This is a genomic window from Streptomyces hazeniae, from assembly GCF_031845485.1.
Lineage (GTDB): Bacteria > Actinomycetota > Actinomycetes > Streptomycetales > Streptomycetaceae > Streptomyces > Streptomyces hazeniae.
Window position 1 is genome coordinate 261935 of sequence record NZ_JAVREQ010000003.1, and the last position, 26722, is coordinate 288656.

The 26722-nt window shown below is 70.3% G+C and carries 25 protein-coding genes, 5 pseudogenes and 1 CRISPR repeat array; of the genes and pseudogenes, 24 read left to right on the forward strand and 6 right to left on the reverse strand.

All coding sequences use genetic code 11. From position 1 onward, the window contains the following. Positions 1–14: 14 nt before the first annotated feature. Positions 15–761, reverse strand: a complete 747-nt coding sequence (locus RM572_RS06305) for an NUDIX hydrolase (protein WP_311672278.1) — start codon at positions 759–761, stop codon at positions 15–17. Positions 762–810: 49 nt separating this feature from the next. Further along, positions 811–2085, reverse strand: a complete 1275-nt coding sequence (locus RM572_RS06310; protein ID WP_311672279.1) for a DUF4192 domain-containing protein — start codon at positions 2083–2085, stop codon at positions 811–813. A gap of 141 nt (positions 2086–2226) precedes the next feature. Between RM572_RS06310 and RM572_RS06315 the strand changes: the two are divergent. Continuing rightward, positions 2227–2619: pseudogene (locus RM572_RS06315) on the forward strand (DEAD/DEAH box helicase); the annotation flags it as partial. On the opposite strand, the gene RM572_RS06320 reads toward RM572_RS06315, so the two are convergent. Beyond that, complete coding sequence (locus RM572_RS06320; RefSeq protein WP_311672280.1) at positions 2528–4579, reverse strand: recombinase family protein; 2052 nt, start codon at positions 4577–4579, stop codon at positions 2528–2530. The pseudogene RM572_RS06315 and the gene RM572_RS06320 sit on opposite strands and share 92 nt — an antisense overlap. Before the next feature lie 672 nt (positions 4580–5251). After that, a CRISPR array of direct repeats spans positions 5252–6507; the repeat unit is 28 nt; unit sequence GTCGTCCCCGCACACGCGGGGGTCTGCC. A 185-nt stretch (positions 6508–6692) separates the two neighbouring features. On the opposite strand from RM572_RS06320, the gene tgmA (RM572_RS06325) reads away from it, so the two are divergent. The 3 genes from tgmA (RM572_RS06325) to tgmC are packed head-to-tail and all read left to right on the forward strand — an operon-like array spanning position 6693 to position 9057. Next, positions 6693–6947 carry a putative ATP-grasp-modified RiPP gene (gene tgmA / locus RM572_RS06325; protein WP_311672281.1) on the forward strand — a complete coding sequence of 85 codons (255 nt, stop codon included), beginning with the start codon at positions 6693–6695 and terminating at the stop codon, positions 6945–6947. A 26-nt stretch (positions 6948–6973) separates the two neighbouring features. Continuing rightward, complete coding sequence (gene tgmB, locus RM572_RS06330; protein ID WP_311672282.1) at positions 6974–7918, forward strand: ATP-grasp ribosomal peptide maturase; 945 nt, start codon at positions 6974–6976, stop codon at positions 7916–7918. After that, complete coding sequence (gene tgmC, locus RM572_RS06335) at positions 7915–9057, forward strand: ATP-grasp peptide maturase system methyltransferase (protein WP_311672283.1); 1143 nt, start codon at positions 7915–7917, stop codon at positions 9055–9057. Before tgmB (RM572_RS06330) ends, tgmC begins: the two co-directional genes overlap by 4 nt. Before the next feature lie 542 nt (positions 9058–9599). On the opposite strand, the gene RM572_RS06340 is transcribed toward tgmC, so the two are convergent. Beyond that, a complete protein-coding gene (locus RM572_RS06340; protein ID WP_311672284.1) occupies positions 9600–10481 on the reverse strand; it encodes an aminoglycoside phosphotransferase family protein in 882 nt (293 codons plus the stop codon). Then, on the reverse strand, positions 10478–11884 hold the full coding sequence (locus RM572_RS06345; protein WP_311672285.1) for an XRE family transcriptional regulator: 1407 nt from the start codon (positions 11882–11884) through the stop codon (positions 10478–10480). Before RM572_RS06345 ends, RM572_RS06340 begins: the two co-directional genes overlap by 4 nt. 160 nt (positions 11885–12044) lie before the next feature. On the opposite strand from RM572_RS06345, the gene RM572_RS06350 reads away from it, so the two are divergent. The 20 genes and pseudogenes from RM572_RS06350 to RM572_RS29845 all read left to right on the forward strand — a co-directional run bounded on the left by RM572_RS06350 (position 12045) and on the right by RM572_RS29845 (position 26652). Further along, complete coding sequence (locus RM572_RS06350) at positions 12045–12485, forward strand: hypothetical protein (protein WP_311672286.1); 441 nt, start codon at positions 12045–12047, stop codon at positions 12483–12485. Then, positions 12482–12886, forward strand: a complete 405-nt coding sequence (locus RM572_RS06355; RefSeq protein WP_311672287.1) for a hypothetical protein — start codon at positions 12482–12484, stop codon at positions 12884–12886. The genes RM572_RS06350 and RM572_RS06355 overlap by 4 nt, the downstream gene beginning before the upstream one ends. A 75-nt stretch (positions 12887–12961) precedes the next feature. Beyond that, complete coding sequence (gene tgmA / locus RM572_RS06360; protein ID WP_311672288.1) at positions 12962–13189, forward strand: putative ATP-grasp-modified RiPP; 228 nt, start codon at positions 12962–12964, stop codon at positions 13187–13189. Further along, positions 13186–14169 carry an ATP-grasp ribosomal peptide maturase gene (gene tgmB / locus RM572_RS06365; protein ID WP_311672289.1) on the forward strand — a complete coding sequence of 328 codons (984 nt, stop codon included), beginning with the start codon at positions 13186–13188 and terminating at the stop codon, positions 14167–14169. Before tgmA (RM572_RS06360) ends, tgmB (RM572_RS06365) begins: the two co-directional genes overlap by 4 nt. Beyond that, the gene (locus RM572_RS06370; RefSeq protein ID WP_311672290.1) at positions 14166–15317 is read left to right on the forward strand and encodes a methyltransferase domain-containing protein; all 1152 of its coding nucleotides are present in this window, start codon (positions 14166–14168) and stop codon (positions 15315–15317) included. Before tgmB (RM572_RS06365) ends, RM572_RS06370 begins: the two co-directional genes overlap by 4 nt. After that, positions 15314–15823 (forward strand): cupredoxin domain-containing protein, encoded by a 510-nt coding sequence (locus RM572_RS06375; RefSeq protein WP_311672291.1) that lies wholly within the window; start codon positions 15314–15316, stop codon positions 15821–15823. The genes RM572_RS06370 and RM572_RS06375 overlap by 4 nt, the downstream gene beginning before the upstream one ends. Further along, positions 15823–16263: an ATP-binding protein gene (locus RM572_RS06380; RefSeq protein ID WP_311672292.1), complete on the forward strand. Its 441-nt coding sequence runs from the start codon at positions 15823–15825 to the stop codon at positions 16261–16263. The genes RM572_RS06375 and RM572_RS06380 overlap by 1 nt, the downstream gene beginning before the upstream one ends. Before the next feature lie 60 nt (positions 16264–16323). Then, a complete protein-coding gene (locus tag RM572_RS06385) occupies positions 16324–16608 on the forward strand; it encodes a hypothetical protein (RefSeq protein WP_311672293.1) in 285 nt (94 codons plus the stop codon). 70 nt (positions 16609–16678) lie between these two features. Further along, positions 16679–17443, forward strand: a complete 765-nt coding sequence (locus RM572_RS06390) for a hypothetical protein (RefSeq protein ID WP_311672294.1) — start codon at positions 16679–16681, stop codon at positions 17441–17443. Positions 17444–17513: 70 nt separating this feature from the next. Beyond that, positions 17514–18296: a hypothetical protein gene (locus tag RM572_RS06395; RefSeq protein WP_311672295.1), complete on the forward strand. Its 783-nt coding sequence runs from the start codon at positions 17514–17516 to the stop codon at positions 18294–18296. Between the two features lie 320 nt (positions 18297–18616). Continuing rightward, positions 18617–18808 (forward strand): hypothetical protein, encoded by a 192-nt coding sequence (locus RM572_RS06400; protein ID WP_311672296.1) that lies wholly within the window; start codon positions 18617–18619, stop codon positions 18806–18808. 413 nt (positions 18809–19221) lie between these two features. Next, a pseudogene (locus RM572_RS06405) lies at positions 19222–19515 on the forward strand (lantibiotic dehydratase); the annotation flags it as partial. After that, positions 19493–19930 (forward strand): annotated as a pseudogene (locus tag RM572_RS29720) (hypothetical protein); the annotation flags it as partial. The pseudogenes RM572_RS06405 and RM572_RS29720, both read left to right, overlap by 23 nt. A gap of 109 nt (positions 19931–20039) precedes the next feature. Further along, positions 20040–20612, forward strand: coding sequence for a thiopeptide-type bacteriocin biosynthesis protein (locus RM572_RS29725; RefSeq protein WP_394813534.1), 573 nt, complete (start codon positions 20040–20042; stop codon positions 20610–20612). Then, complete coding sequence (locus RM572_RS06415) at positions 20609–21868, forward strand: lanthionine synthetase C family protein (RefSeq protein ID WP_311672297.1); 1260 nt, start codon at positions 20609–20611, stop codon at positions 21866–21868. Before RM572_RS29725 ends, RM572_RS06415 begins: the two co-directional genes overlap by 4 nt. Before the next feature lie 4 nt (positions 21869–21872). Next, the gene (gene fxlM / locus RM572_RS06420; protein WP_311672298.1) at positions 21873–25055 is read left to right on the forward strand and encodes a methyltransferase, FxLD system; all 3183 of its coding nucleotides are present in this window, start codon (positions 21873–21875) and stop codon (positions 25053–25055) included. Between the two features lie 121 nt (positions 25056–25176). After that, positions 25177–25418: pseudogene (locus RM572_RS06425) on the forward strand (phosphotransferase-like protein); the annotation flags it as partial. 16 nt (positions 25419–25434) lie between these two features. Next, the gene (locus RM572_RS06430) at positions 25435–25890 is read left to right on the forward strand and encodes a DedA family protein (RefSeq protein WP_394813533.1); all 456 of its coding nucleotides are present in this window, start codon (positions 25435–25437) and stop codon (positions 25888–25890) included. A 149-nt stretch (positions 25891–26039) separates the two neighbouring features. After that, a complete protein-coding gene (locus RM572_RS29840) occupies positions 26040–26207 on the forward strand; it encodes a zinc finger domain-containing protein (protein ID WP_449657209.1) in 168 nt (55 codons plus the stop codon). Between the two features lie 169 nt (positions 26208–26376). Continuing rightward, complete coding sequence (locus RM572_RS29845) at positions 26377–26652, forward strand: recombinase family protein (RefSeq protein WP_449657210.1); 276 nt, start codon at positions 26377–26379, stop codon at positions 26650–26652. Here the strand turns inward: RM572_RS29845 and RM572_RS06440 are convergent. After that, positions 26615–26722, reverse strand: a pseudogene (locus RM572_RS06440) (IS5/IS1182 family transposase); the annotation flags it as partial. The gene RM572_RS29845 and the pseudogene RM572_RS06440 overlap by 38 nt on opposite strands.

Genomic DNA, 26722 nt, shown 5'->3' on the forward strand with positions numbered 1-26722 from the left:
GCGACGGGTGTGGCTCAGACGTCCGGTCGCAGCATCGGCGGGTTGAGGAGCGTGGCGCCGCCGGCCCGGAAGAGCTGGGCGGGGCGGCCCCCCTGCCTCGAGGTCGTGCCGCCGGTGGGCACCAGGAAGCCCGGTGTGCCGGTGACCTTGCGGTGGAAGTTCCTCGGGTCGAGCACCACGCCCCAGACCGCCTCGTACACGCGGCGCAGCTCGCCCACGGTGAACTCCGGCGGGCAGAAGGCGGTGGCGAGAGAGCTGTACTCGATCTTGGACCTGGCCCGCTCCACGCCGTCCGCGAGAATGCGCCCGTGGTCGAACGCGAGCGGTTCGGGCGGGTCCTCCTCCGTGCCGGAAGGCTGGAGAAGGCTCTCGACGGGAGCCCAGCGGACGCTGTCGGCATCGCCGCCCGGTGTCGGCGACGGAAGGTCGGGGGCGAGGACCAGGTGCGCCACGCTGACCACCCGCATACGCGGGTCTCGGTCGGGGTCGCCGTAGGTGGCGAGCTGTTCCAGATGGGCCTCGGCCGTGTGGTCGCCGGGGTCCTGGGCCCGCAGCCCCGTCTCCTCGTTGAGCTCGCGGGCCGCCGCGCCGGCCAGGTCCTCGTCCGCCCGGACGAACCCGCCCGGCAACGCCCACCGCCCCTGGAAGGGCGGCTCGCCACGCCGTACCGCCAGTGCGCAGAGCGCGTGCCTGCGGACGGTGAGCACGACCAGGTCGACGGTGACGGCGAACGGCGGGAAGGCCGACGGGTCATAGGGCATGGCATGATCATAGTCGTCTGCCTGACGATAAAAAGGGCGCTTGCCGACCTCATCGGTGACCGGCGCTCCGCTCCGCGCGGGCCCTGCTCCCGGCACGGACCTTCCGGTCGGCACGGGCTCTCCGGCCCCCGCGCCTCGCCGGTCCTCCCTTCCGCCCGCGATGGCTCCGGCGTCGCCGCGCGGCCCGCTCCTCACGCATGCAGCGCCGCAACGGCTCCGGATCGAGGCCGTCGTTGCAGGCACGGTGCAACAACTGGGCGAAGACGTAGTCGGGATCGGTCTCCAACGCCCGCACGAACGCCACGCGGGCAGCCGGCTGGTCCCCCGTCGACCAGGCGACCCAGCCCGCCAGAGTGAGCGGCGCAGGGGCGTGCTCGGCGTACGGGCCGGTGCAGCGCCGGGCCAGCGCACGCCACAGTCGCAGGGCGGGCTGGGCGTCCCTGCCCTCCATCCACTCCGCAGCCTGGTCCCGCGTGCCCCGGTCCTGGAGCCCCAGAATGAGGGTGGCGGCCTCCTCCGGCCTGAGGAGCGCGTCGTCGGCGGCGTCCTGCGCCGCGGCCACCGCGTCGGGCCCGGGCACGGCGGCACGGAAGCGGGCGATCAGCCGCCGCGCCAGCACGACCGTCCGAGCCCGGACGGCCGTGGCGCCCTCGGCGGCGAACATGCGGGGCACGAGTTCGGCCGCCGCCGTGTCCAGCGCGCGTTCCTGTGCCTCGGCGAGGACCGGTCCGAGCGGTGCGATCCGCGCCTCCATGTCCTTCAGCGAACCGCGTACCCGGATTCCGGCATACACGGCCGCGGCGGCCATGGGCGAGGTCCCCGCCCTCTCCAGCGAGGCCCCCTCCGGCGGGCAGCACGCCGGATCGGGGCAGCAGTAGGAGAAATAGCGGCCGCCGGAGAGACAGAGCGCCTCGTAGACGGGCATCTCCCGTTCGCCGCACGCCCGGCGCAGCGCCTGCGCCAACGGGCGGAGCCGCTCGGCGACCGCGCGCGCCGTCTCCCCCTCCGCCGGGTCCCGGCAGAGGTAGAGCACGGCCCCCTCCGGCCGTGCACCGCGCACCTGCGAGCCGTCCGACAGGCAGCGGGCGAGGTGACGGGCGACCTCCTCCCACTCCCCCGCTTCTGCCGGGATGCCGAGCCGGATACGCCCGCCGAAACGGCTCTCCTCCCCGTGTACGGCGACGAGCACCACGGAGTCGTCGGGATGGAAACCGAGGAGATAGGGCAGGGCGTCGGCGAGTTCGGCGGGCCCGCGCAGCGAGACCTGTGTGACCGGGTCGGTGGGCGGGCTGTCGGGTGCGGATCCCCCGCTGTGCTGTGTCATGACGCGACTGTGCCCTGCCTGCGCCGATCTCCGCCCGGCTTCGTCCACAGGCACGGCCTGCTCATGTGATCAGCGGACCGACGCTGAGTTTTCCCCAGGGCGCGTTCGCTTCTGTCGGTGCGATGGGCTTGCATGGAGCGCATGACCGACACGGATCTGCGTACCGCTGCGGACGACGTCCTGGCCCGCCTCGTGGGAGACGAGAGTGGCACCGCCCGCCTGCGAGACGACCAGTGGCGGGCCATCGAGGCGCTGGTGGCGCACCGCCGCCGCGCCCTGGTCGTGCAGCGCACCGGATGGGGCAAGTCGGCGGTGTACTTCGTCGCCACGGCGCTGCTCCGGCACCGGGGCGAGGGCGCCACGGTGATCGTGTCGCCGCTGCTCGCGCTCATGCGCAACCAGGTCGCCGCCGCAGAGCGGGCGGGGATCCGGGCCCGCACCATCAACTCCGCGAACACCGAGGAGTGGGATGCCGTGCAGCAGGAGGTGGCCGACGGCGAGGTCGACGTGCTGCTGGTGAGCCCGGAGCGGCTGACTCAACGGGGCGGCCTTCGGATTCCAGCAGCACCTGCGGCTCGATCAAGCATCGCAGCGTGAGCTTCGGAGACGGCGGGCTTGGCAGAGCCGTCCACGGCTCATCAGCCAGGGCTTCCATCGCGCGCTCCCAGAAGCCCGACCTACGCCATCGCGTCCAGTAGGTCTGGAGTGTTGCCGGGCTGCCGAAAACAGACGGGACGCTCTTCCACGGAGTGTCGGTGCGCACCTTATAGAGAATGCCTGCGAGCACAGTGCGGGGCGACAGGTTACGCGGCTGCCAGTCGATGAGCGGGGCAACTTTCTCCCAGGCGTTCTCGGTCAGGAGTGGCACCCCCATGTTTCGCTGGGAGAACCAGGATGCGAGTGCGCAGGGTTGGCCCTTACGGCCTTGGGGGAGGTCGGCGATGAGCGTGACCTCACAGTTGAGGACAGTCATAAGTTCTTGCTGTTTGTCGAGTGGCATGTTGTGCAGTCGGTGCTGGGCCATCTCGGCTAGTTGGACGAGTTGCGTTAGACGGTCTTCGGCGTCGTCAGACTCTTCCTGCCAGGAGGCGACGTCGGTTCGGTCTCGTTTGAGCTTGGTTAGTTCCTGTTGAAGTGGCGCGATGACTTCAGCGAGTCGCCTCTCAGATTCTTCTTCAGATAGTTCTTCTTCTATCGCAACCTGTTTTGCGGTCACACTTATGGTGATGTTGACCGCCTTCTGTTGTGCTGCTATCTGCTTGTCCAGCTCGGCGATGCGCTCGGCGAAGTTGACTCGACTTCCTGATCGGTATCCAAGCCAGTCCTCAGCCATCGCCTTGAGTTGACCCAGGTCACCTAGGAGGTGTTGAATTCTTTTCCATGCCTCTTGTTCAATCGGTTCTGCGCGCAGGTATGCGCATTCGCAAGTGGTGGCTCCTGGGTACGCTGCAGTGCGTCCTTGGCAGCGGTATTGCCTTTCTCGCCGACCTTTTCCACCGCCAACGTAGCGCTTTCCGCAAGGACTGTGAATTTGCCCGCTGAGCGTGTAGACGCGGAAGGTGGAAGGCTTCCGCGGAGGCTTTTGGTTTGCGCTCCTAAGTTCGGCAACCTCATCTGGGGTGAAGATCGGGTCGAGTTTGATAGTGACGGGTTCTCCATAGGTGGTCTTTCCGTCGGCGTCGCGTTGTACGTAGTGGGATCCCCTGAAGAGCTGTCTGGCTTCGAGGATTATGTCGCTGAGGATCTGTTGACGCGCCGCATGGTAGCCCCATGGTTGACCATTTCGGCGTCGGTATCCACGAGCATTGAGGGATTTAGCGACTTCTTCCCAGTCGCGCGTTTCGACGTAGCACTGTCGCCCATCTCGGAGACATTCAGCTTCGTGCATGGCCGTACAGTTGACAGGGCAACTTTGGTGGTCGTCGATGACGAGTCGTGACTCTCCACGAACGCCGCGGTTAATGACGCGGTACCCGTAAGGCACTTTTCCGCCTATATAGCCGCCATCCTCGGCCTTTTCCTGGAGGCCGCCCTGGGTCCGTTCGCGGATGGTCTCGCGCTCGTCTTCGGCCCTGTCGGCCGCCTTGCGCATCCGGGATCGGCCTTCGGCCGTAGTGTTGTCGTAGTCGCCTTTGACAATTGCGACGAAGACTCCGAGGTCTTCGAGTTCCCACACCCAGGGCCAGAAGGCTCGTCCTGCCCGGCCGATCGCCCGCTCTTCAGCCACACAGACGACATCGAAGGGGCGAGGCACCTGTCGCGCGTCTTGCATTAGGCGGTTGAGATCAGGGCGTTCGTGGGCTTCCAGGCTCCCGCTGAAACCTTCATCTGCGTAGGTTCTGGCGTGTCGCCAGCCTTTCGTGGCAATATGCCTCTTAGTGCGCTTGCCGGTGTAGGCGATTCCGTAACCCTTGACCTGTTCTTCAGTACTGACTCGAAGGTAGTCGACGGCGCGGAATTTGGTGCTGGCGCGGCGCACTGCTGCGGCAGCCATAAGGTTTTTAGGCAAGCTCTCCCCCAAGGCCGGTCTATCGGCCGGCGTTCTATGCCCGCCGGATCACCTAGGGATGTTACATTACGTTGCGACTATGGAGGGTCCGACCCGAAAAGCATCTCAAGAATTCGACGGTAAGCTCCCGGCGGGAGCCGGCGTCCAAGTGGGGTGGCAGCTCGTTTGCGGTATTGCAAGTCGTCCGGCGCGCTTGACTGGCGTGGGACAGCTGCTGCAAAGCGGTCGGGAGCTCCCACCTCCACAGGCTGCCTGTTTGTGCCGACTGTGCCCGGGTGCGCAACGGGCGTCACACCTGGTGCTGACTGCATAGGATCACATATCCGTCGATAGCTGAGCAGACTCGATAGCGCAGCTTCGGTGCACGCCACCAGGCGCGACCTCGTCTGCTTTCCTTTCGATGGTCCTCAGCTTTCGCTGTTTGGCTAACAGGCGTTCACGTGTTAAAGATTGGCGCCCGCAATGGTGTCTCACACCCTGCCCCTGTCACACGGGTCGCGCCACATCGCCCTGCGGGAGATGAGACTAGGTGGCGGGAGATCCTGAGCCAGCAGGCCGCGCTGTGAGCAGCAGGAGGTCGTGGAACCACTCCCTCCGGACCCGAGGGCACTGATTGCAAACGCACCTCGTCTCGCGAGAAGCTGCAGGTCAATAAGTGTCGTCCCCGCACACGCGGGGGTCTGCCGGAACGCCTGGCGCACCGGGCGGAGATGGCGGCGTCGTCCCCGCACACGCGGGGGTCTGCCTGCGCCCCCGCCCGGCCCGAAGGCCAGACGGGGGTCGTCCCCGCACACGCGGGGGTCTGCCGGGCTACCTTGTTGCCTATTGATGCCGATCGTTGTCGTCCCCGCACACGCGGGGGTCTGCCCTCAAGGACGACGAGGAACAGGAGCGTGACGCCGTCGTCCCCGCACACGCGGGGGTCTGCCGCCATCAGCAGCCGTCTGCCTTCCCTGCGCGACGTCGTCCCCGCACACGCGGGGGTCTGCCGGCCGGCTACCCCCAGGTCGACCCCGAGATCGCGTCGTCCCCGCACACGCGGGGGTCTGCCCGCGACGAGCGCGCCCAGGGCCAGGGCGCTGGGGTCGTCCCCGCACACGCGGGGGTCTGCCGCCCCCGCCGTCTCCGCAGATCAGACCCGGCGGGTCGTCCCCGCACACGCGGGGGTCTGCCTCTCGGGAGCCACCTTCTGGCCTCCTTCGTCGTGTCGTCCCCGCACACGCGGGGGTCTGCCCCCCACGCGTGATGTGCAGGAGGGTTCGACGTCGTCGTCCCCGCACACGCGGGGGTCTGCCGAGCGCCGTACGCGTCCTCGGCCCCGCCGAGGTGTCGTCCCCGCACACGCGGGGGTCTGCCGAGCGCCGTACGCGTCCTCGGCCCCGCCGAGGTGTCGTCCCCGCACACGCGGGGGTCTGCCCGTACGCCGACCCGAAGTGCCGACACCCGCACTGTCGTCCCCGCACACGCGGGGGTCTGCCCGGGTCCGGCCAGTCCGCGTCGCTCCGGTCACCGTCGTCCCCGCACACGCGGGGGTCTGCCTCACACCAGGAGGCGCCTCATGAACCGGGACGTGTCGTCCCCGCACACGCGGGGGTCTGCCCTCCTCACCCACGGCACCCGCGGCCTCGGCTGGGTCGTCCCCGCACACGCGGGGGTCTGCCGAGCACGACCTGGTCGTGCAGCTCACGGTGCCCGTCGTCCCCGCACACGCGGGGGTCTGCCGTTCACTGCCGCATCCGTATCCGCGTACGGCGCGTCGTCCCCGCACACGCGGGGGTCTGCCCGGGGTTGTGGTGGCAGGTGCGGGCCGGTCCGTGTCGTCCCCGCACACGCGGGGGTCTGCCACGCTGTGCGCCTACGTGTGCATCCCGCCCGGCGGGATGACGTCGTCCCCGCACACGCGGGGGTCTGCCCGAAGGTTGCTCGTTGCTGGTCACAGAGCGGTGCCCGGGCCATGTCCAGCGGATGGGGGAGGCCGTGACCGGGTGGCAGTCGGGAGCGGGCTGCTGGCGTGAGGCCGTCTTCCGGAGTGCCGTCTACGGCGGGACGATGGTGGTGCACGGTCGCTCTGCCGCCGCATACGGGAGGGAACACCACTATGCCTGCTGACTCTCGCCTCGCCCCCTGGGGGCTTTCGCGTATGAAGCCGTACCCACCCGCCGCCGTCCTGCCACGGGTGGGGGTTCTCCTCGACCCGGATACGCAGACCGCCCAGTGGATCGGCGAGGACGGCGCCCCATTACCTGCGTCCGCAAGACACAAGAGGTCGGAGACCGCGAACGAGACGAAGACGAAAACCAGCTCGGACGGAATCCCTGACGAAGGGCACGATCAGTCCGGTGACACCGACTGATGTCGGCGGGTGACGGTCCCGTCCTGGTGGTCACTCAACTCGATGATCCCACGGCCGACGAAGTGATCGCGGAGCTGAACCGGCGCAGCGTTCCGGTGGCCAGGCTGGATCCGGGCGCGTTCCCCCAACAGGTCACGCTGTGCGCCGAGTTCGGCAGTGAGGGTTTGCGGGGGGATCTGTTCACCGCGACGCGCACCGTCGGCTTGTCGCAGGTGCGGTCCGTTTACTGGCGGCGGCCCAGCCCGTATAGGGCCGGGGCTGGGCTGGAGGGCGAGGACGAGCGGTGGGCGGTGGAGCAGGCCCGGTACGGGGTCGGAGGGGTGCTGGCCGCGATACCCGGGGCGTTGTTCGTCAACCATCCCTGGCGCAACCGCGACGCGGAGTACAAGCCGGCGCAGCTGGGCGCTGCCGCTGCCTGCGGCATGAGGGTGCCGCCGACGTTGATCACGAACGACCCGGGGCGTGCTCGTGCTTTCGCGCGCGAGCACGCCCCGGTGGTGTACAAACCGCTGCGCGAGACGGGCTACCGCGACGGTGAGGGGCGGACGTTGACCGTGTGGGTCGAGGACGCCAGAGCCGACGACATCGATGAGGGGGTGGCCGCGACGGCGCACCTTTTCCAGCAGCGCGTGGCGAAGGTGGCCGATGTGCGGCTGACCGTCGTCGGCGACCGGTTCTTCGCGGTGCGGATCGACGGATCTCCCGGGGTGGACTGGCGCCGGCACTACGAGGACCTGAGTTACACCGTGATCGACGTGCCCGGGGAGGTGGCGAAGGCGGTGCACGCCTACATGGGTGCGTTCGGGTTGACTTTCGGCGCTTTCGACTTCGGCTTGGACGCCCGGGGCAGATTCTGGTGGTACGAGTGCAACCCCAACGGCCAGTGGGCCTGGTTCCCGCAGCACATCACGCAGGGCATCGCGGCTGCCCTGGCCGACCAGCTTCAACACCCCCGGCAGGCCCTGCTGTGAACCGCCCAGTCGACACCTTCCGCGCAGAGCTCGCTGCCGCGCTCTTTGACCGCGGAACCTTGCGCGACAACAGATGGCGGGCCGCCGTGGAGCAGGTTCCACGGGAGCTGTTCCTCGGCCCTGCCGTGTACCGCCAGACCGGAAGGGGGTGGGAGCCGCTGCTGCGCGACTCGTGCCCACCAGAGGAATGGCTGCGCACGGCCTACACGGACGCCACACTCGTCACCCAGATCGACGGCCTCAACGCCGCTGACGCCCCCGGCCCGGTCTCGGGCAGCCCGACCTCCTCCAGCACACTGCCGTCTCTGGTCATCCGGATGCTGGAACTGGCCGGAATCCGCGAAGGCGAGAAGGTGCTGGAAATCGGCACCGGGACCGGGTATTCCACCAGCCTCCTGTGCCACCGGATCGGTGAAGGGAACGTCTACTCAATCGAGTACGACCCCGCCCTGGCCACCCTGGCGGCCGATCGAATCCACTCTGCCGGCTACCAGCCGCACCTGGTCACCGGCGACGGCCTGAACGGGCACCCGCCCGGCGCCGACTACGACCGGATCGTCCTCACCTGCGCTCTGCGCAGCGTGCCGCTGCCGCTGCTGTGGCAGCTCGCCGACACCGGGAGCATCACCTTCGGGCTCGGCGGCTGGATGCAGGCCGCCGGCCTGATCAACCTCACGATCGCCGAAGACGGCACCTTCACCGGCCGCTTCACCGGCGAACCGCTCTCCTACATGCTGGCCCGTCCCCACCAGCCGCCGCCACGCCCCAAGTTCTTCCCCGTAGCCGGCGAACCCCGGCCCACACGCATCGACCCCGAGCTCACCCAGAGCTGGACAGGCCGCTTCGTCGCGCAGCTTTCCTCGCCCTCCGCGGAGATGATCGCCACCGCAGACAACGTCATCCTCATCGACGTGGCCACCGGCTCCCAGTCATGGACGGAACCCGACGGCACCAGCAGCTGGAGAGTCCACCAGCACGGTCCGCTGCGGCTGTGGGACCAGGTCGAACAAGGCATCGGAGCCTGGCAGCGGGCCGGCATGCCAGACCAGTCGGACTTCGGAATGACTATCAGCGAAGACGACACGCAAACCGTTTGGATCGGCGCACCGTCAGGAACCTCCTGGACACTACCCGCCTGAACAACCCGGGCAGCCACGCTCCAGCGGGCGACTTTGGGCCCGACTCTGAGAACGGAACGGGCAACCGTGATCCCAGGCGATCTCGGCATCCCCGAGGACGGCCCAAGGCGACGTCGCCCGGCTTCGACCCTGGGATCCGAGCCTCGAGTCATCCAGACACGGGGCGGTCGGCCATTGCGGTCTCGCCGTCGGCCCGGTAGCGGGTCGCCCACGGCTGGGCGGTGGTGGCCGAGTGACGGGCATCGTGGCCCGTTCGCAGCGTCCACGTCGTCGTCCCCGCACGCGCGGGGGTCTGCCCCTGTCAGGGCTCGGCTGTTGTCCGAGGTGCGCCACGCACCGTGACACCAGAACCTACCTCACAGAGAAATACGCGACACCTCAACATGCGAGCCCACCAGTCCCGAGGCCGGTAGTGGGGCGTACGACGTCGACGGGCGAGCGAACGGGCACCTCCTCGCTGCTCACCCGACAAGCCGACAGCGCACCGTCCCGGGCCGGGCGGTGATGCGCTGAACGGCCGGTGTCCGTACACCCGGACGGAGCTACACGATGCCCTTCCACACCCACGGGCGGGGCGCTGAGCGGCCGCGTAGGCAGTCCACCCTGTGCTGTGCCTCCGCCTGCCACTCGGGACGGGTAGCCGCGTGCTGCGCCGCGTACGTCGTCATGCGCAGCTCCCGGGCTGCGGCCATCAGCGGATAGCCCTCCCAGGTGGTGACGTCTGTGCCGTAGGCCTCGCAGAACTCCGTGTACTCGAGCTGGGTGACGCCGCCGGTCGTGGTCAGCTTCACCGCCGTGGACACCAGGTCCCACTCCGGCGGGCCGATCGAGAACCGCTCAAGGTCCATGAGCACCGGCCCGCTGGCGGTGCGCGCGATGTTGCCCACCCAGGCGTCCCCGTGCACCGCCCGGTCAGCCATGCCGCGCGGCCGCACACGCCACTGCGCCTCAAGGTCGGTTCGGCGCTGGTGCAGCCACGCGCGATCCCCGGCGGAGAGGGTGACCGCGGCGTCGATGCGCTCACTGACGCGCACGAACGGGTCGAGGTACCCGATGTCGAACGGGGGCGCTGGCAGGCTGTGAAGCTGCTTGAGGGCGCCGGCGACGTCTCGGACCGCGCCGTGGCGATGCTCGGGCAGCTCCTCCCAGAAGGTCACCGGCCGACCGCCTGCCTGCACCGGCTGCTCGACCGGGTATGCGCGCACAGCCGACACCTCGTGCTCGGCGAGCCACCTGGCAACACGCACCTCGCGGGCAGCGGCGTCGTCCTGTCCCGGGCGGGCGATACGGGCGACGACGCGGCCGGGAAGCCGCCAGATCTGGTTCTCCGCGATCCGAAGGGGTTCCGCGCCGGCTGCGTCCAGGCCGACCGCGCGACACGCCTCTTCGAGTACCTGCACGGCGGGTGAAGCGTCGGTGGTCATCCCCGCAGCGTAAGGGCGATGCGCTCCCGAAGGTCAGTCGCGTCGCTCACGGCCGGGTGCTTACCTGAAAAGCGGCCGAGCTGCCGCAGGTCGTCCGCAGCGCGCCGCGAAGTGAGCTGACCGACCTCGTCGAGCGCGTCGTGTCCGATCTGCGCCGCCTGCCGTGGGTCGCCCTTGGACATCATCAGGGACGCCAGCTTGGTGCGGGAGATGGCACGCGACCGCTTGAAGGCGTCACCGTGCCCGTGGATCGCGTTGAGGAACCGCTGCCCAGCCCGAGCAGGGTCCTGGCCGCCCTTCACCGCGAGGTCGAACAGGGCGTGCGCCGTGTCTCCGGAGTGCTGGGCGGCGTCGTAGTACGCCATCCACGAGGGGTCCACGGACGGGTCGGAGTCGGAGAACGCATCATCGGCCTGCCCCACCGCGGTCAGCGTCTCTCGCACGTTGCCCATCTTCGCGAACGCCCGGGCGCGGGCCGTGTGCAGCATGGCCCGTTCCGTCGCGGTGATGCGGTCCGAGCGCACGAGGCCCTTCTCCGCATGCGTCAGCCCGTCATCGGCTTCGCCGACCCAGATGGCCTGCCGGGACAGGAAGCTGTAGGCCTTGGCCCGCAGGTGCCAGTTTCCCGCCTCCTCAGCGCACTCCGCGGCGAACCGGAATGTACGTTGCGCATCGTCGTGCGCGTAGGAGTCGAAGGCGCTGGCGCCCACCACCACGCCGAGCCGGGACACCGCAGTGAGGAGTTGCCGGCGCAGCCCGTCTGGGCAGTCTGCGTAGAGCAGACCGGCGGCCCACGTCATCGCACGGCCGGCAACGTCACGGACCATCCCGCCCCCGCCGTAGACGTTGTCCCAGCGGTGGATGCTGCTCGCTACTCCCTGCACCTGGGCGATGTGGCTGGGCCGGATCTTGCCGGGCTGCTCGGACTGTGCGCTGGGCGTCAGCAGGTCCACGAGGTTCGTGGGGATGAGGGCAGCAGCGCCGCCGGCTTGGAGAAGCGATCGTCGGTCCACGGGCTCAGCGCCTTCCGTGTGAGGCGGTGTTGCATCACTCCCAAGGATGCGGCCTTCGCTCACCTGTGTGGGGCGCTCCACCCTGCTTCCCGGCTGTTTATCGGCATCACGCCGCTTTTTCTCGGCATCGCCGAACACCATCGGCCACGCCCGTGCCAGAACTCCGCCTGTCTCCAGCACCTCATCGAGTCGGACCGCCAAGTCGTAACGGCAACTGGGGTACTGACCCTTCTCGACGGCCAGGATCACGTCCCCGCTGACCTGCACAAGGAGACCGAGTTGCCGGGCCGACATGTTGTCGGGCTGCCGCTTGCGCCATAGGCGCAGCTCGCTCCCGAACCAATGCTGCGGAGACCGCGCCGGATCGAGCTTCTTCTCGGGCTGCGGCATGGCCATTCCTTCCCTCTGATGCCGATAAGCGGAGGACTCGGCATCAGCGTCTGCACGTTTGCTCCGCGTGCTGTCTGAATGGTTGCAGAACGGTTCGACACCAGTACACCCCGCAACGAGATCCTCGTGTGAGGGTTCTGAAAGAACGGACGGAACTGCGATGAAGCAACTCGCCAGCGTCACCGTCCCGAGCGCCGCGCGCCGCGCCATCACCCACAGCGTGCCCGGGCAGCTCGACATGCGGATCAGCCTGTCCCCCGCGGCCGTGCACACCGTCCGTCGCGTAGTGGCCGATCACCTTCGGCTCTGGGACGCCGGTCTGGACGACCTGCCTGAGCGAACCCTCCGCGCCGTGACCGCACTCCTGACCGCCGCACTCCCGCCGGGCCCAGACGCCCGCCAGGACGTACATCTGCTGGTACAGCGCGTGCCGGGCGGCCTATGTGTCAACGTGCGTCACTGCCCCGCCACCGCGCCCGCGACGGCACGGCTCATGGCCGCGCTGGGAGCCATAGCCGACGACAGCGGCGTATCCGCCGAGTCCAGCGGTGTCGACACCTGGGCAACCATCCTGCACCGCGCGCCCGGGGAGGACCAGTGACCGCCATCGCCCCGTGGCAACCGCACAACGGCACCGACTCGCGGCAGCACGCTGCCGGGGTCGCGTGGGACGCCGTGGCCGCACCCACTTGCATCGGCGAGCAGGCCGTCACCCAGCTCCGTGACGCCTGCGGCGCGGTGATCCGCGACGAGTACGGCCACCGCCTGTACTGGCTGGTCCCGCCGGGCGCCGTACGCGGCTGGAAGCCCCTCCCGCACGTCGAGGAGTTCGGCCCGGCGTGCTGGATCACCGTGCCGCCGGCCGACCGCACAACGGGCCTGGGCCCCTGCTGGCTGCGGCCGCCCGCTGAGGGCCGCCTGCTCACCAACTCCGGCTCGCTCCACGCCGCGCTGTCGCGCGTGTGCGGTGTGGGCCGGTGCACCAACTCCCGGTGCCTGTGATGGCCGCCCGGGGGCCGTACGACCCCACCCACCGCCCGGTGGAAGGGGACGAACGAGAAGCTGGAGGACGTAGCGATGAGCGCAAGAGCCGGAACGCTGGTGCCGTTCGGAGCGAGGGTGCAGCACACCCCGCCGGTCGTGACCGTCGAGACGGGGACGTGCCAGTACGACGCGGCACGCCAGTACAACGTCACCCCGGCCGGCCAGCCGTGGTCGGCGGACCCGAAGATGCTCGCCAGCTCGACGGGCACCAACTGGGACTCCTCCCCCGACGAGACGTCCGACCCGTACGCGGTCGGATGAGCCGGCCCCTCGCACCCGGGGCGGTCCTCGTCGTCGCCGAGGACCGCGACGCGACCGCCGACCTGGTGGTCCGCGAACTGGAGCGCCGGGAGCGGCCGGTCATGCGGTTCGACCTGGCCGACTTCCCCGCGCACCTGGCCCTGAGCATCGACCACGGCGGTTCGCCGTGGCGCGGCGTGCTCGAGGACGGGCTGCGCCGGGTGCGGGTGGAGGAGGTCGGGGCCGTCTACTACCGGCGGCCCCGGCCCCCGGCCGGCCCGGAACTGCTCGACGAGCCGTACCGCACGTGGGCCGGGCAGCAGGCACTCTCCGGGCTCCTTGGGGCGCTGTACGCCCTCCCGGCGTCCGTGGTGTGGCTCAACCGGCCCGATGTCGACGCCATCGCCGCGCACAAGCCCGGGCAGCTCCCCGTCGCCGCGCAGTACGGCCTGCACACTCCGCGCACGCTCATCACCAACGACCCGGCGATGGCCCGCGAGTGGTGCGCCGAGCTCGGCGCACCGGTGGTGTGCAAGCCGCTCAGTGGCGGGCCACTCGACCACGGCGACGGCCGTCGGCAGGCGGTGCCGACGCACCTGATCGACCCGGCCGAGCTGGACGACACGGTGAAGCTGACGGCGCACCTGTTTCAGGAGTGGGTGCCCAAGGCGTACGAGGTGCGGCTGACCGTCGTCGGCCGGCGTTGTATGGCCACCGAGATCCACGCGGGAAGCGACGCCGCGTACGAGGACTGGCGCACCGACTACGACGCGCTCACCTACAAGCCGTGTGATGTGCCCGCCCGTGTCCGCGCCGGGGTCCTCGCGTGGCTGGACCACTTCGGCCTGAGCTACGGCGCGTTCGATTTCGCTGTCACCGACTCGGGCCGCTGGACCTTCCTGGAATGCAATCCGTCCGGGCAGTGGGGATGGATCGAGGCCAGGGCCGGCCTGCCCATCACCGCTGCCATTACCGACTTCCTGACCCGGAGCAAGCTGTGACCGACGACGCGATGCACGATTCGTACGGCCGCCCCCTCGCCGAGCTACAACTGGAGCAGTCCGCGTTCCGGCTCCGCCGCCAGCTCGCCGAACGACTCTTCCACGGTGGGCAGATCACAGACCCCGAGTGGCGAAGGGCGTTCGGCTGGGTACCGCGCCACGACTTCGCCCCGGCCTTCTGGGCGCCCGACGCCACAGGGGAACTGCAGCGGGTGGAGCGTGGCGAGCCGGGCTGGCTCGAGACCGTCTACTCCGACCAGGCGCTCATCACACAGATGACCGACGGCATCGCCACCTCCTCCTCCACCGGGCCCGGCCTGATGGCCGTCATGCTCGAGGCGCTGAGCGTCCGCGACGGCAACCGCGTCAAGGAGATCGCGACCGGCACCGGTTACAACGCCGCGCTGCTGAGTGAACGCCTCGGCGCAGATCGGGTGACCACCGTGGAAGTCGACCCCGAACTGGCCGCCCTCGCGGACCGCCGCCTGCACCAGGCTGGGTACGCGCCCCGCGTCGTGATCGGTGACGGCCGGCAGCCGCAGGGTGGCCGCACAGGCTATGACCGCACGATCGTCACCTGCGGCATGGACTCCATTCCGTACGCCCTGGTGGAGGAGACCCGCCCTGGCGGGATCATCGTCTCTCCCCTCGGCGGCGGTATCGTCCGCCTCGTCGTCGACCACGACGGCACCGCCGAGGGCCGGTTCCTGCCCCAGCCCTCGTACTTCATGGCCGCCCGTCAGCCGGGCCAGACCGGTATGGCCCCCCACCCCGGCCGCCCGGCCGACCCACGGCACAGCACGAGCCGTGTCGCCGCGGTGGAGTGGGCGAGCAACGAGATGCTGCACTTCCTCGCCTCTCTCTTCGCGCCCGGCATGTCCTGGTCCACCGAGCACGAACCGGAAACCGGAGCCGTGCGTGCGACGGAGCTGTGGGCCGCGGACGGCTCGTGGGCGCGGGTCGACGGGGTCGACGTCCAGCAGAGCGGCCCCCGCCACCTATGGGACGCGGTCGAAGCCGCCTGCGACGGCTGGGAAGCCGCGGACACCCCCGGCCGGGACGCCTTCGGCGTCACCGTCGACAAGGACGGCCAGCGGCTATGGATCGAGGACGGCAACAACCCGTTTCCCGCGGGGGGAGCCCGGTGAGGACCGCGCAGCGTGCTCCCGGCACACACTGGCAGGGCCCGGCGCCCGGCTGGGAGCCGCCCGGGGCCGTCGACCAGCTCCGGCGTCTTCTCGACCTGCTCGCCGAGTCGGCCCGGGCGGACGGCGAGCTCGTCGACGAGCCGCTCGGCGAGCGGTGGGACGTCGTCGTGACCGTTGCCGGACCGGCCGGCGACCGGTTGCTGCAGGCCATGGACCAGGTCCAGCCTGGCGGCTGCGGCCCGGTCATCTGCGACCTCGGCTCCGGGTGGCTGATGTGGCTGATGCCGCCCGGCACGGTCCACCGCTGGGACAACCCCCACGGGCTGTGCGTCTCCGCTCCGGGCCGCATGTGGACGCCGCCGCAGCAGCGCTGCATGCCGCCCGGCGTGCACTGGGTGCGGCCGCTGAACGACACGCACCTGGTCGGCCCCCGCATCCTCGACACGGTGCTCCGCGAGCAGCAGCCCCGCGTGCCGGGCCTCACCCGCCAGGGTGCGGCGCTGTGATGGCGAACCGGCGTCGGCAGGCCGCGTACGAGAACGCCTTCCCCGCAGACGTCGCTCGCCTGTCGGGCGTCCGCAGGCTCACCACGGCTCACGCCCGGCTGTGGGGCCTGGACACCACCGCGGTCGACGACGCCGAGCTGATCGTCGATGAGCTGTTCACGAACGCGGTCCGCCACGGCAGCCGGACCGGCGACCACGTGACGCTCAGCCTCGTCCTCGACGGGCCCGAGCTGCACATCGCCGTCGGTGACACCGGCCGCGGCACCCCGCAGCGACATATCCCCGGCCCCGGGGACGAGAGCGGCCGCGGGCTGTTCCTCATCGACGCGCTCGCCGCGAAGTGGGGCGTCGACCACGTCGGTGCCACAGGGCAGCGCACCTGGGCAGTCCTCACCCTTCCCTCCCGCCCGGCAGGGCGAGACCCACAGACCGCTGCCTGACCGCGCTCGACCACCACGTCGCGCAGCCAGGCAGCACACCACCCTCGGAGAGGAACCGCAGTGAACGGGCAGCAGGCCGACACCATCGTGCTCGCCGGCGCCGCCGTGCTCGTACTCGGCCCGGCCGCCGCCTCGGCCCACCGCCGGACCCGTCGGGGCCCGCGTCCGGACAAGCCGATGGAACGGCTCCAGGCACTCGAAGCCGGAAGAGCTACCGTGGCCGCGCGCAAGCACCCGGGCCGGTCGCTGCGCGCCGACCTGCTCGGCTGCCTCGGATTCGGCTTCGCCGTCGTCGGCATCATCTCCACGGCCCTGATCTGGGACGTCCCCCCATGGCAGCGGTGACGCTGCCCCACCTACTCCGCGTCCCGTCACACGCCCCCGCCGGGACGCGGACCGGGGCGGGCTCTCGGCGGTGTCCCCCGCACCAGCCCTGACCGAGAGCCCGCCCCACCTCATCACCTGCAACAACACCGAGGAGTCGAACCGCGTGGCCAGCACGTTCCGCCGCCCCACCACCATCCCCTTCGTTGTCTCGCGCCAGGGCGAAGAGGCCGTCACCGTCGACTACCTCGAAGCGGACGAGTACGGCCTGCACTACGTGGACGAGACCGCACTCGACCGCGACTCCGAGCGCGTCCTGTGGGCTCGGTGCACCTTCAATCTCACCAACGACGGCGATCTACGTGGGCGGCCCGACTTCGCGTCGCTGCACCCCTTCCGGCAGAGGGCGTGCATGGAGAAGCTCCTGTGCCAGGTGTGCGTGCCGAGAGTCAAGAACCTGCCGACGACGAACGAACTCGGCACTCTGTTCATCGTCCCGCCCGGCGTGGAGAAGGAGTACGGGCTGGAAGGGGCGGTGACGTCGCACCCACCGCTGTGCGTGCCACACGCGCAGCAGTCCATGCGCGAGTGCCCGCACCTCGCGAAGGGGGCGCAAGCGGTACGTGCCCGAAAGCCTCAGCTCTGGGGCGTGCACGGCGTCGTCTACAAGAAGAGGGACGACGGGCTGGCCCCCATCGAGAAGCTGAGCAGCGCGATCCCGTACGGCAACCCCGTCTTGCCGTGGATGCTCGCCTCCCAGATGTACATGCGCCTCGGCGGCGTGACCGTCGTCGACCTCGAAACCGAAGCGTCGCGGGCCAGCAACCACGTGCCGGCGACCTTCTCCCGACGCTGATCTCGGTCGATCGAACCGTCACCGATCCAGTCCACCAACCTCACCGCACACACCCACTCAGGAGTACCACGTGCACCACGACGACCTGCCGCGCCTAGCCACCAGGCTGGGGCTTCACCTTCGCGCATGCGCTGTGGAGATCGAGACCCCTGACGACGGCGGAACTACGACGATCTCGATCCGCCACCTCCGCCGCCAGCACGTACTCGAACTGATCCAGTCCGAGCCCGCCACCCCGGCGGCGGCGGACGAGGACCGTGACGTTCCGGACCTCGCGGACGCGCTGAGGAACTCCTTGGTCGCTGCCGGCCTGAGCAACGTGGCAGTCGAGCATCACGACTTCGCAGGAGAAACGAAGCTCCAGCTCCTCAACATCGACCGCGCCGACGCGGACGCACTGATCCGGCTCCTTCAGCGTCCCCTCGAACCCGCCAGGCGCGCAGCAGATGCCTGGAACGCGGCCATCGCCAAACACGGACTCGACGATCTCCGCACACCGCGTGTCGGGCGCCAGGAGTTCACCCGGGTCCCCGTCGTCGACCTCGGCGAGGCGTCCATCAACACCGCTGACCGGCTCGCCAGGCTTCTCGGCGCTCGTGACGGCGCGCACCCACTCGACCCGGCACCCGATCACACCGCTGACTGGCCGGAGATCGAGGAGACGACGGAGCGCCTGTGCGCCGCCAGCAGGCAGACCCTCGGCGTCGTCTTCGTCGACGTCTACGCCCACCCCTACTGCCAGCGGTGCGGGGGCCTTCCGGCCATCAGGCTCGGCGAGCTGCCGGTCGAGGAATTGAAGCGGCTCGCGGACCATCTTCACAACGCGCCGCTGCCCTCCTCCATCGACACATGAGCGCCGCTGCTGCGGAGGCGCACCTACACCCGTCCGGCCGAGCGGCACCCGTACCCCACGGGCCCGCATTCCGACAGCCGTGGGCCCACGGAGACTGCTGGCTCTGGTGCTGTGGCCGCGACGTGCCAGTGACACCCATCGGCACCGTCCCGGTCGAGGACGGAGAAGTACCGACGTACGGGTGCCGGACGTGCGTCGAACGCCTCCTCGCGACGGTCCGGCGTGCCCTGATCTACACCGACGCGTCCGCCTCGCGCCCCCGCCAGGAGCGAACACGGCGGCACGCCGAGGAAGCCCCGCCCGGAACAACGTGGATGTCGATGAGCGCTGGCACCGTGCGGATCGGGGACCACGTACAGACCCGTCGCGGTCGCCGACCGGTGCGGGTCAACAAGATGCGCCCACTGCGGGACGGCGTCCGCCTTTACCTCGCCGACGGCACCACCTACCTGGTCCGCTCCCGCCGCATCCTTCGGGGTCTACGAAGGACGGATTCGACGCAGGCGGTGTAACGGATCTTCCGGTCCCGGCGTTCCGTGTGGGCAAGGGGGTCTGACCTAACGTCACGGCCCGCATCACGTCCGCGGAGGCATGGGTGACGATCGCACTTCTCGACACGGCGTGCAGCCAGGAGACACTGTTCTCCGCGTCGCTCGCGCTCGACCAGCTTGTACACCAGTCCGCTCAGCGAACGAAGCCATCCCGGGAGCCCAACGCCCCAGCCCTCCGCCCGGCGACTGTGACTGCACCCCCTTCGGCGGTGGCGAAGCCGGCCACGAAGGACCTCAGCCACACGTGGGTCGTCGCCGCCGAGGTGCAGGTCGAGCCGCGCATCGCATCCGTCGCCGACTGCCGCGGCAGCTTCAAGGCCACGGAGGGCATGCGCGTCGACGCCCTCGAGGTGTACTGCCGCGGCTGCCGCCGCATGTACCTCGCCGCGCCCGGAAAGGGCGTCCGGCTGGAGGCCGCAGGATGGCATGCGCTCAACCTCCGCACCCACACGCCGCCGCTGGCTCGTTTCCTCATCGAGCTCAGCCGCGCTCAGTGCGCCCAGGTGACCACGTTCGACTGGGGCGCCGCCCGGCGATTGCCGTTCCTGCCCCGACTTCGGGCCGGCCGCATCATCCTGTCTCCGGCTCGGTGGCGTCTGGAGGCCGCCGCTCTCCCCGCCGCGGCGCAACCGTTCGCGGCCTGGGATGCGGTGCTGTCCGAGTGGCGCTCGCGGCGCCACCTCCCACGTGAGGTGCATCTGCTGGACGGTGACCGCCTGCTGCCCCTGGCAGCTTGGCCACGCCGGCCACCGGGTTCTGCTGCGGGAGCATCTGGCCACCTCCTCGCATGCGGTGGTCAGCGAAGCTCCGTCCACCGAAGACCTCGGCTGGTGCGGCGGCCGCCCGCACGAGGTGATCGTGCCGGTCACGGCCACGAAGCCGCCGCCGTGGCCGCCGCTGCCTGCCCCCACCCGTGCCCGCATCATCGGCCGCGGCCGCGGCCACGCCCCTGCCGACTCCCACACGCTGCTCGCGAGCTTGTACGGAGACCTGCGCCGGCAGGACACCATCCTGACCGAGCATCTGCCCGACCTGCTGGACCTGCTCGGCCGCCCGCCCTGGTGGTACGTCCGCTACCGCGACCCCGACCAGCACCTCCGGCTGCGCATCACCCTCCCGAACGCGGCGTCCTTCGGCCACACCCGCCAGCGCGGTCAGCGCCTGGGCCCGGCAGCTGAACCAGGCCGGGCTGATCCGCGCAGTGCAGTACCCCACCTCCTACCCGGAGACCGGCCGGTGGGGCGACGGGCCTGCATGGGCCGCCGCAGAGAACGTGTTCCGCGCCGACTCCCGTGCGCTGCTGGGGCAGCTCAGCCTGTGCACGCGGCCGCACCGGCAAGCGCTGGTCGCCGCGCACACCGTCTCCATCGCTGAGGCGTTCACCGGCAGCACCCGCTCCGGGATGAACTGGCTCTTGGACCACGTGCCGGCGAGCGCGCCGTGCCGTATCCCGCGACCGGTCTTGACCGAAGCCGTCCGCATCTCCGATCCCAGAGACCAGTGGGCGGCGCTGCGCACCACGCCCGGCGGAGAGGCGGTCTTCGACGCGTGGGAGCCCCGGCAGGCGGCTCTGGCCGCCTATCGCCGCCACTTCCCCGGCCCGCACACGCAGGGCGTCGCGGTCGATGACGTGCTCGGCTCGCTGATGCACGTCAGCTTCGTGCGCGCCTGCGGGGTCGACTTCGATGACGAAGCCGCCAGCCTCTACCTCGCCCGTGCAGCCGCGAAGGCGTGGACGGCACGCACCAGCTGGAGCCGGTCATGAGCCCCCAGCCTGGGGCGAGGTTCGCGGCCGCCGTCGCCGACCGGCTCGCCGAGCCCTCGGCCGTGCCCGCCCACCTCGCCACGCAGCCGTGGTGGCGGCAGTCCGTCGCGCACGGCGCGCCAGGCATCGCGCTGCTGCATATCGAGCGGGCCGCCGCAGGCGACGGGCCGTGGCAACGCGCGCACGACTGGATCGCCTACGCCGCCGACAAGCCGGTGACGACCGGGGCAGACAGTCACCTCTTCTACGGCGGCCCCGCGCTCGCGCACGCCATGGCCTGCGCTGCCGACGGGCGCCCCGGAGCGTACGGCAAGGCCCTGGCCGGGCTGGACCAGTCGATCGCGGCCACCACCGGCCGCCGCCTGGATGACGCCCACGCGCGACTGGACCGCGGGGACCTTCCCGCCCTGGCCGAGTTCGATGTGATCCGCGGTCTCACCGGCATGGGCGCCTATCTCCTGCGACGCGGCAGCGACGAGAAGACCCTCCGTCAGTGCCTGGAGTACCTGGTGCGCCTGACCGAACCGGTCAGGCACGACAGTGAGGTCCTGCCAGGCTGGTGGACCCTCACAGCCCCCTCCGGCCGCCGCCGGGCCCGGTTCGCCGGCGGACACGCGAACTCGGGGATGGCGCACGGCATCGCCGGGCCCCTGGCACTGCTCGCCCTCGCGTGCCTGCGCGGCGTCAGCGTCCACGGCCACCGGGAGGCGATCGGCCGGATCTGCGGCTGGCTGGACCGGTGGCGCACCCGCACCCCAAGCGGAGAGGTGTGGCCGTACTGGGTCAACCGCGCCCAGTACCGTGCCGGGCGCCGTGGCACCGACGAACGGCAGCCGCCGAGCTGGTGTTACGGCACCGCGGGCCTGGCCCGTGCCCAGCAGCTCGGCGCAATGGCCCTCGCAGACGCCGCTGCACGCACCCGCGCCGAGCAGGCGCTTGCCGACGCCCTGGAAAGCCCGACGCAGCAGGCGGCGACCACCGACGGTTCGCTGTGCCACGGGCACGCCGGGCTCGCGCACCTCGCCGCCACCACAGCCGCAGACGCAGAACCCGGTACCGGGAAGCGCATCCTCGCCCGCGTGCCCTCCCTCCTCGAGCAGGCGCAGCCGGCCGACGCGCCTCTCGAGGACCTCGCCGCGGGCCTGTTGGGGGCGGCAGGGCCCGGCTTCCTCGAGGGTGCCGTCGGCACGGCCCTTGCCGCCGCCGGGGCGTCCCCGCCACTGACCGGCTGGGACACCTGCCTCCTGATCCGCTGACCCCTTGGAAGGACCGACCCGCGTGCTCGACGCCTGGCAGCAGCACAACATCCACTTCCCCGATCGCGAGACGGCCCAGCACGTCGCCGTGGCCGATCTTTACCCCGCCCTGCTCGCCGCAGAAGAAGACGGCGCGCTGCGGTCCTGGTGGTTTGTCCGCAAGCGGCCGTGGCGGCTGCGCTACATCGCTGACCGTCCCGCCACGGCCATCACCGACCTGCTGGACAAGCTCGCGGCCGACGGCCGGGCCCAGGGCTGGAACCACGGCGTGTACGAGCCGGAGACCACGGCGTTCGGCGGCGCCGAAGCCATGAATATCGCCCACACGCTGTTCCACCAGGACAGCCGCCACATCCTCCAGCCCCCGACCCCGAAAATCGGCCCGCGCGAGACCACGGCGGTGCTGTGCAGCGCCATGCTCCGCGCCGCCGGCCTGGACTGGTACGAACAGGGCGACGTGTGGTCGAAGGTCGCCGAACTCCGCCCCCTGGCTCCGGGCACCATCGCGGCCGGCCAGCGCCCGCGCCTCACCGAGGCGATGCATCGCCTGATGTCCGCCGACGAACGCCCCCTCACCGGTCCGCGCGGCCCGCTCGCCAACGGTGCGCCGTGGGCCGCTGCCTTCCAGCAGGCGGGCCGCGATCTCCGCGACCTCTCCCACCACGGCTTCCTTCGCCGCGGGCTGCGAGCCGTCCTCGCGCACCACGTGATCTTCCACGCCAACCGCACCGGGCTCTCTGCCGAGGAGCAATCAGCCCTGGCCGCGCTGGCGTTGGACGCAGTGTTCCACCCCGGCGGGGGCGCCGTGCCCCCACCGGACCATCCACAACCGACTACTAGGGTCAACTACGTGACAACTCTCAGTGACGGCCGTCCCGTCTCCGCCGACCAGCTGCGCGCCGACCTCGCCGACCGCCTGTGCCAGAAGAAAGTCCTGCGCACACCCGCCATCGAGAACGCCTTCCGTGCCACCCCGCGACACCTCTTCCTCCCCGGCCTCCCCGTGGAAGAGGCGTACGCGGACAACCCCGTCTACACCAAGACCACGGCGGACGGAACACGGATCAGCGCCGCCTCCCAGCCGTGGATGGTCGCCGCCATGCTCGAACAACTCGACATCGCCCCCGGCCACCGCGTGCTGGAGGCGGGCGCCGGGACCGGCTACAACGCCGCCGTCATGGCGACGATCGCCGGAGACACCGGACACGTCACCACGATCGACGTAGACGACGACCTGGTGGCCGCCGCGCAGAAGAACCTCGCGGCCGCCGACATCGACAACGTCGAAGTCCTCCTCGCCGACGGAGCCCTCGGCCACGCCGAAGCCGCGCCGTACGACCGCATCATCGCCACCGTCGGCGCCTACGAGATCCCCACGGCCTGGCTCGACCAACTCGCCCCCGACGGCCGCCTCGTCGTACCGCTGCGCCTGCGCGGCACCAACTCCCGCAGCATCATCTTCGAGCGCGAGGACGACCGCTGGGTCAGCCGCGGGAGCGCCCTCGCCGTGTTCATGCCGCTGCGCGGCATCGGCGACGACGCCCGCCGCATCGTCCCCCTCACCCCCGCGAAGGACGTCACCCTCCAGGTGCACAAGGACCAGGACGTCGACGGCCAGGCCCTCGACGGCGTCCTGACCACCGAGCGGCATGAGGAGTGGACCGGCGTCCTCTTCCCGCCCGAAGTCCCCTACGAGTGGATGGACCTGTGGCTGTGCCTCCACCTCCCGAACGCCCTGATGCGCATGAACGCCACCAAGGAGGCAGCCGAGAACACCGGCCTCAGCCCCATGTTCCCGTGGGGCACCATGGCCACCACCAGCGGTGAGACCCTCGCCTACCTCACCACCCGCCCCGCGCCACGGGCTGCGGACGGCGGAAAGCTCTACGAGGTCGGCGTCATCGGCCACGGCCCGGCAGCAAAGGACCTGGCGGGCGAGACCGCCGAGCACGTCCGCACCTGGAACAAGGACTACCGCAGCCACAGCGTCCGCTTCGAGATCCCGGACACCGCCGAGCCAGCGACCCGGCAGCCGGACGATTCGTCCTGGAACGGCCCCACCACCCCATCACCGTCATCTGGGAGTGACCCCATGGACGCTCGCGGGCCGATAGCCACCCGCTTCCCCCTGGTCGCACGGCCCCGGCCCGCCTGCCTCCCACTCGACTGCCGTGTGGGCAAGCTCGTACAGCTTGCCCACACGACCGAGCGCGAGGAAGACCCCGTCAAAGCCTCGACCGTCTACAACCAAGCAGCCCTGCTCGCCTCCGACGTCGGCCTGCCCGCCCTCGCGAGGACCTGGTGCCACGAGCACGCCACCGCCTACCTCGCCCAGCGCCCGCTGCCGGCCAAGCCCGCCATCCGCGGCCTCGAGCCCCTCGTCAACCTCGCTCGCCTCCACATCCGCGCCGGACATCACGACGAAGGACACGCGCTACTCCTCGCCCTGTACGAAGCCGTCTCCACCGGACGCGGAACCGTCCTCGACGGCATCGACGTACCGGCCGACCTCACGCGGACAGACGGAGAGCGCCACGAGGTGCGCCGATGGCTGTGGCGTGTGGTGATCGCCGACGGCACGCGAGCACTCACCAGCGCCGGCCGCTGGCCCGAAGCACTCCGCCACGTCCAGAAGCACCGCGGAATCGGCTCCCGCATGCTCGACGGCCGGCAAGTCGCTGTGGTCACCGCCCTGAGCACCGGCGAGAACGGACAAGCCCTGGCACTACTCAACGACACCGCCCCCGGAGAACCGTGGGAAGACGCCGTCACTGCCTGCCTCACCGCCTTCAGCCGACGCGAAGCAGGACAGCAGTCCGCTCACCAGGTACTGCCTGCTTGGGGCCGGTACACGGCCCTCGGAGCGGCCGACGGGCTCGCGGTCTTCGACACGCGTCTCGCGCTCGCCTTCCTCGACAGCCTCGAAAGCACCGACTGCCAGCCCGTACGGGACATCGTCACCGAGCTCCTCCGACTCACAAGCAACACGTGCGACGGGTACGCCGCCCGGGAGGTGCTGAACCACCCCACCGCAGTGGCTCACCTGACGGGCAGCCAGGGCGAACAGCTGAAACAGATCGTCAACGATTGCGCCCTGGACACCGGCGCCCTCCCTCAGACCTGCTGCGCTGGGCTCCCTCCAGCCCTTCGCGTCTGTAGAGCCGTCATCGAACGCAAAGCGTGCTGAGGGGCGGGGCGATCTGTAGGGGGCAGCAGGTCTGCGCGTTCACTGAGCCCTCCCCCACCGCCTGCATGAGTGGTTCTTCGAGCGTCGCGACGCTGCCTCTACTGTGAATCGGATGACAAACATGATCGTTCTCAATGGTGGCTCTTCCTCCGGGAAGTCGGGGATTGCGCGATGTCTGCAACGCGTCCTGCCGGACCGTGGCTGACCCTGGGAACGGACACCCTGGTCGCCGCGATGCCCGCGTCCATGCAGGCGGACGCGGGGCATCGAACTCGCTGCGGACGGACAGGTGCCCGTGGCCCGGCGTTCCGGGAACTGGAGACGGCGTGGATCACGGGCGTCACCGCGATGGCCCGCGCGGGCGCCCGGATCATCGTCGATGAGGTCTTACTCGGCGGAGCGGACTCGCAGCGGCGATGGCGGCCGCCTGCGCACCGGCCGCTTCGGCCGCCGCATCCCCACCGCCGCCTGGCAACGGGCACAGGCCCTCATGGCCCGACGCGGCGGGCAGGCCGTTTTCCTTTCCCGGTTCATCCCCGTGGTACGAACCCTCACCCCGCACCTGGCAGGGGCGACCGCCTTGCCCTACCGCCGCATCGCCCCCTACAGCCTGCTCGCCGCCCCCTTGTGGGCCGGCGCCGAGGCCACAGCCGGATACGCCGCGGCCACTTCCTTTCAGCACGCCATCACCTATGGTGGCCCGACCCTCGCCGCCGCAGCAGCGGTGATCGCGGCCATCGCACTGGCCGCACGCAAGATCCGCCGCAGCCGATCCCGCGCAGCCAACAGCGAGAGCCCAGCCGCAGCCCTCACCCCGGCCGCCCTCCACACCTGATGGACCAATTACAAACGGTCCTTTCGCGCGAGCAAGATCAATAATGGGCCACCGCATCCCCGCCGGACCCGGATTCGTTCGCAGAACTCGTTCTTACTCAAAGTGGTAGACCCTCTTCTGAGAATCGCAGTGTGCGAAAGTCCGGGCTCATGGCGGACCCTCAGCAGCCTTCCCCGACCGACCGGTCGGACGCGGACAACGCCGAAGCGCACGCCTGTCCGAAGTGTGATGCGCAGCCCGGCTCGCCGTGCCGCTCGCGCGGCGGCGCGGCCGCCTCCGCCCACCACACCCGACGCTTCACGATGGTGCCCGGCTGAAGAGGGCGCTGCGGGTGCCGCCCGGCCGACCGCGGTCCGGGGCCGGAGGTGGCAGCCCGGCACCCCGCCGCCGGCACCGATCGACCCGGACCTGCCGAGCGCGGACATCTGCATCGGCTACGCGCGGTGCTCGACGCTCTGGCAGGAACTCTGCTCCCAGCTCGACGCGCTGAGCAAGCACGGCATCCCGAGGGACAAGATCTTCAGCGAGAAAATCAGCCGCCGGGTGCGGGTCCGTCCGCAGTTCGAGGAGGCGCTGAGGACGGCGCGGGAGGTCAAGGCGCACGCCCCGCACTGCCGGGTCATCTTCACCGTGTACGAGATGAAGCGGCTCGGCCGCGGCGCCGCCGAACTCACCGCTCTCGCCGACCACCTCACCGCGCACGGCCTAGGGTCTGTCCGGCGGATCATGGTCGGAGCCACAATCGGATGGCTGCGGCTGTGACGGTGCCGTGGAAGACGTAGGCCCTCTTGTCGTAGCGGGTGGCGACGGCTCGGGAGTTCTTGAGCCTGTT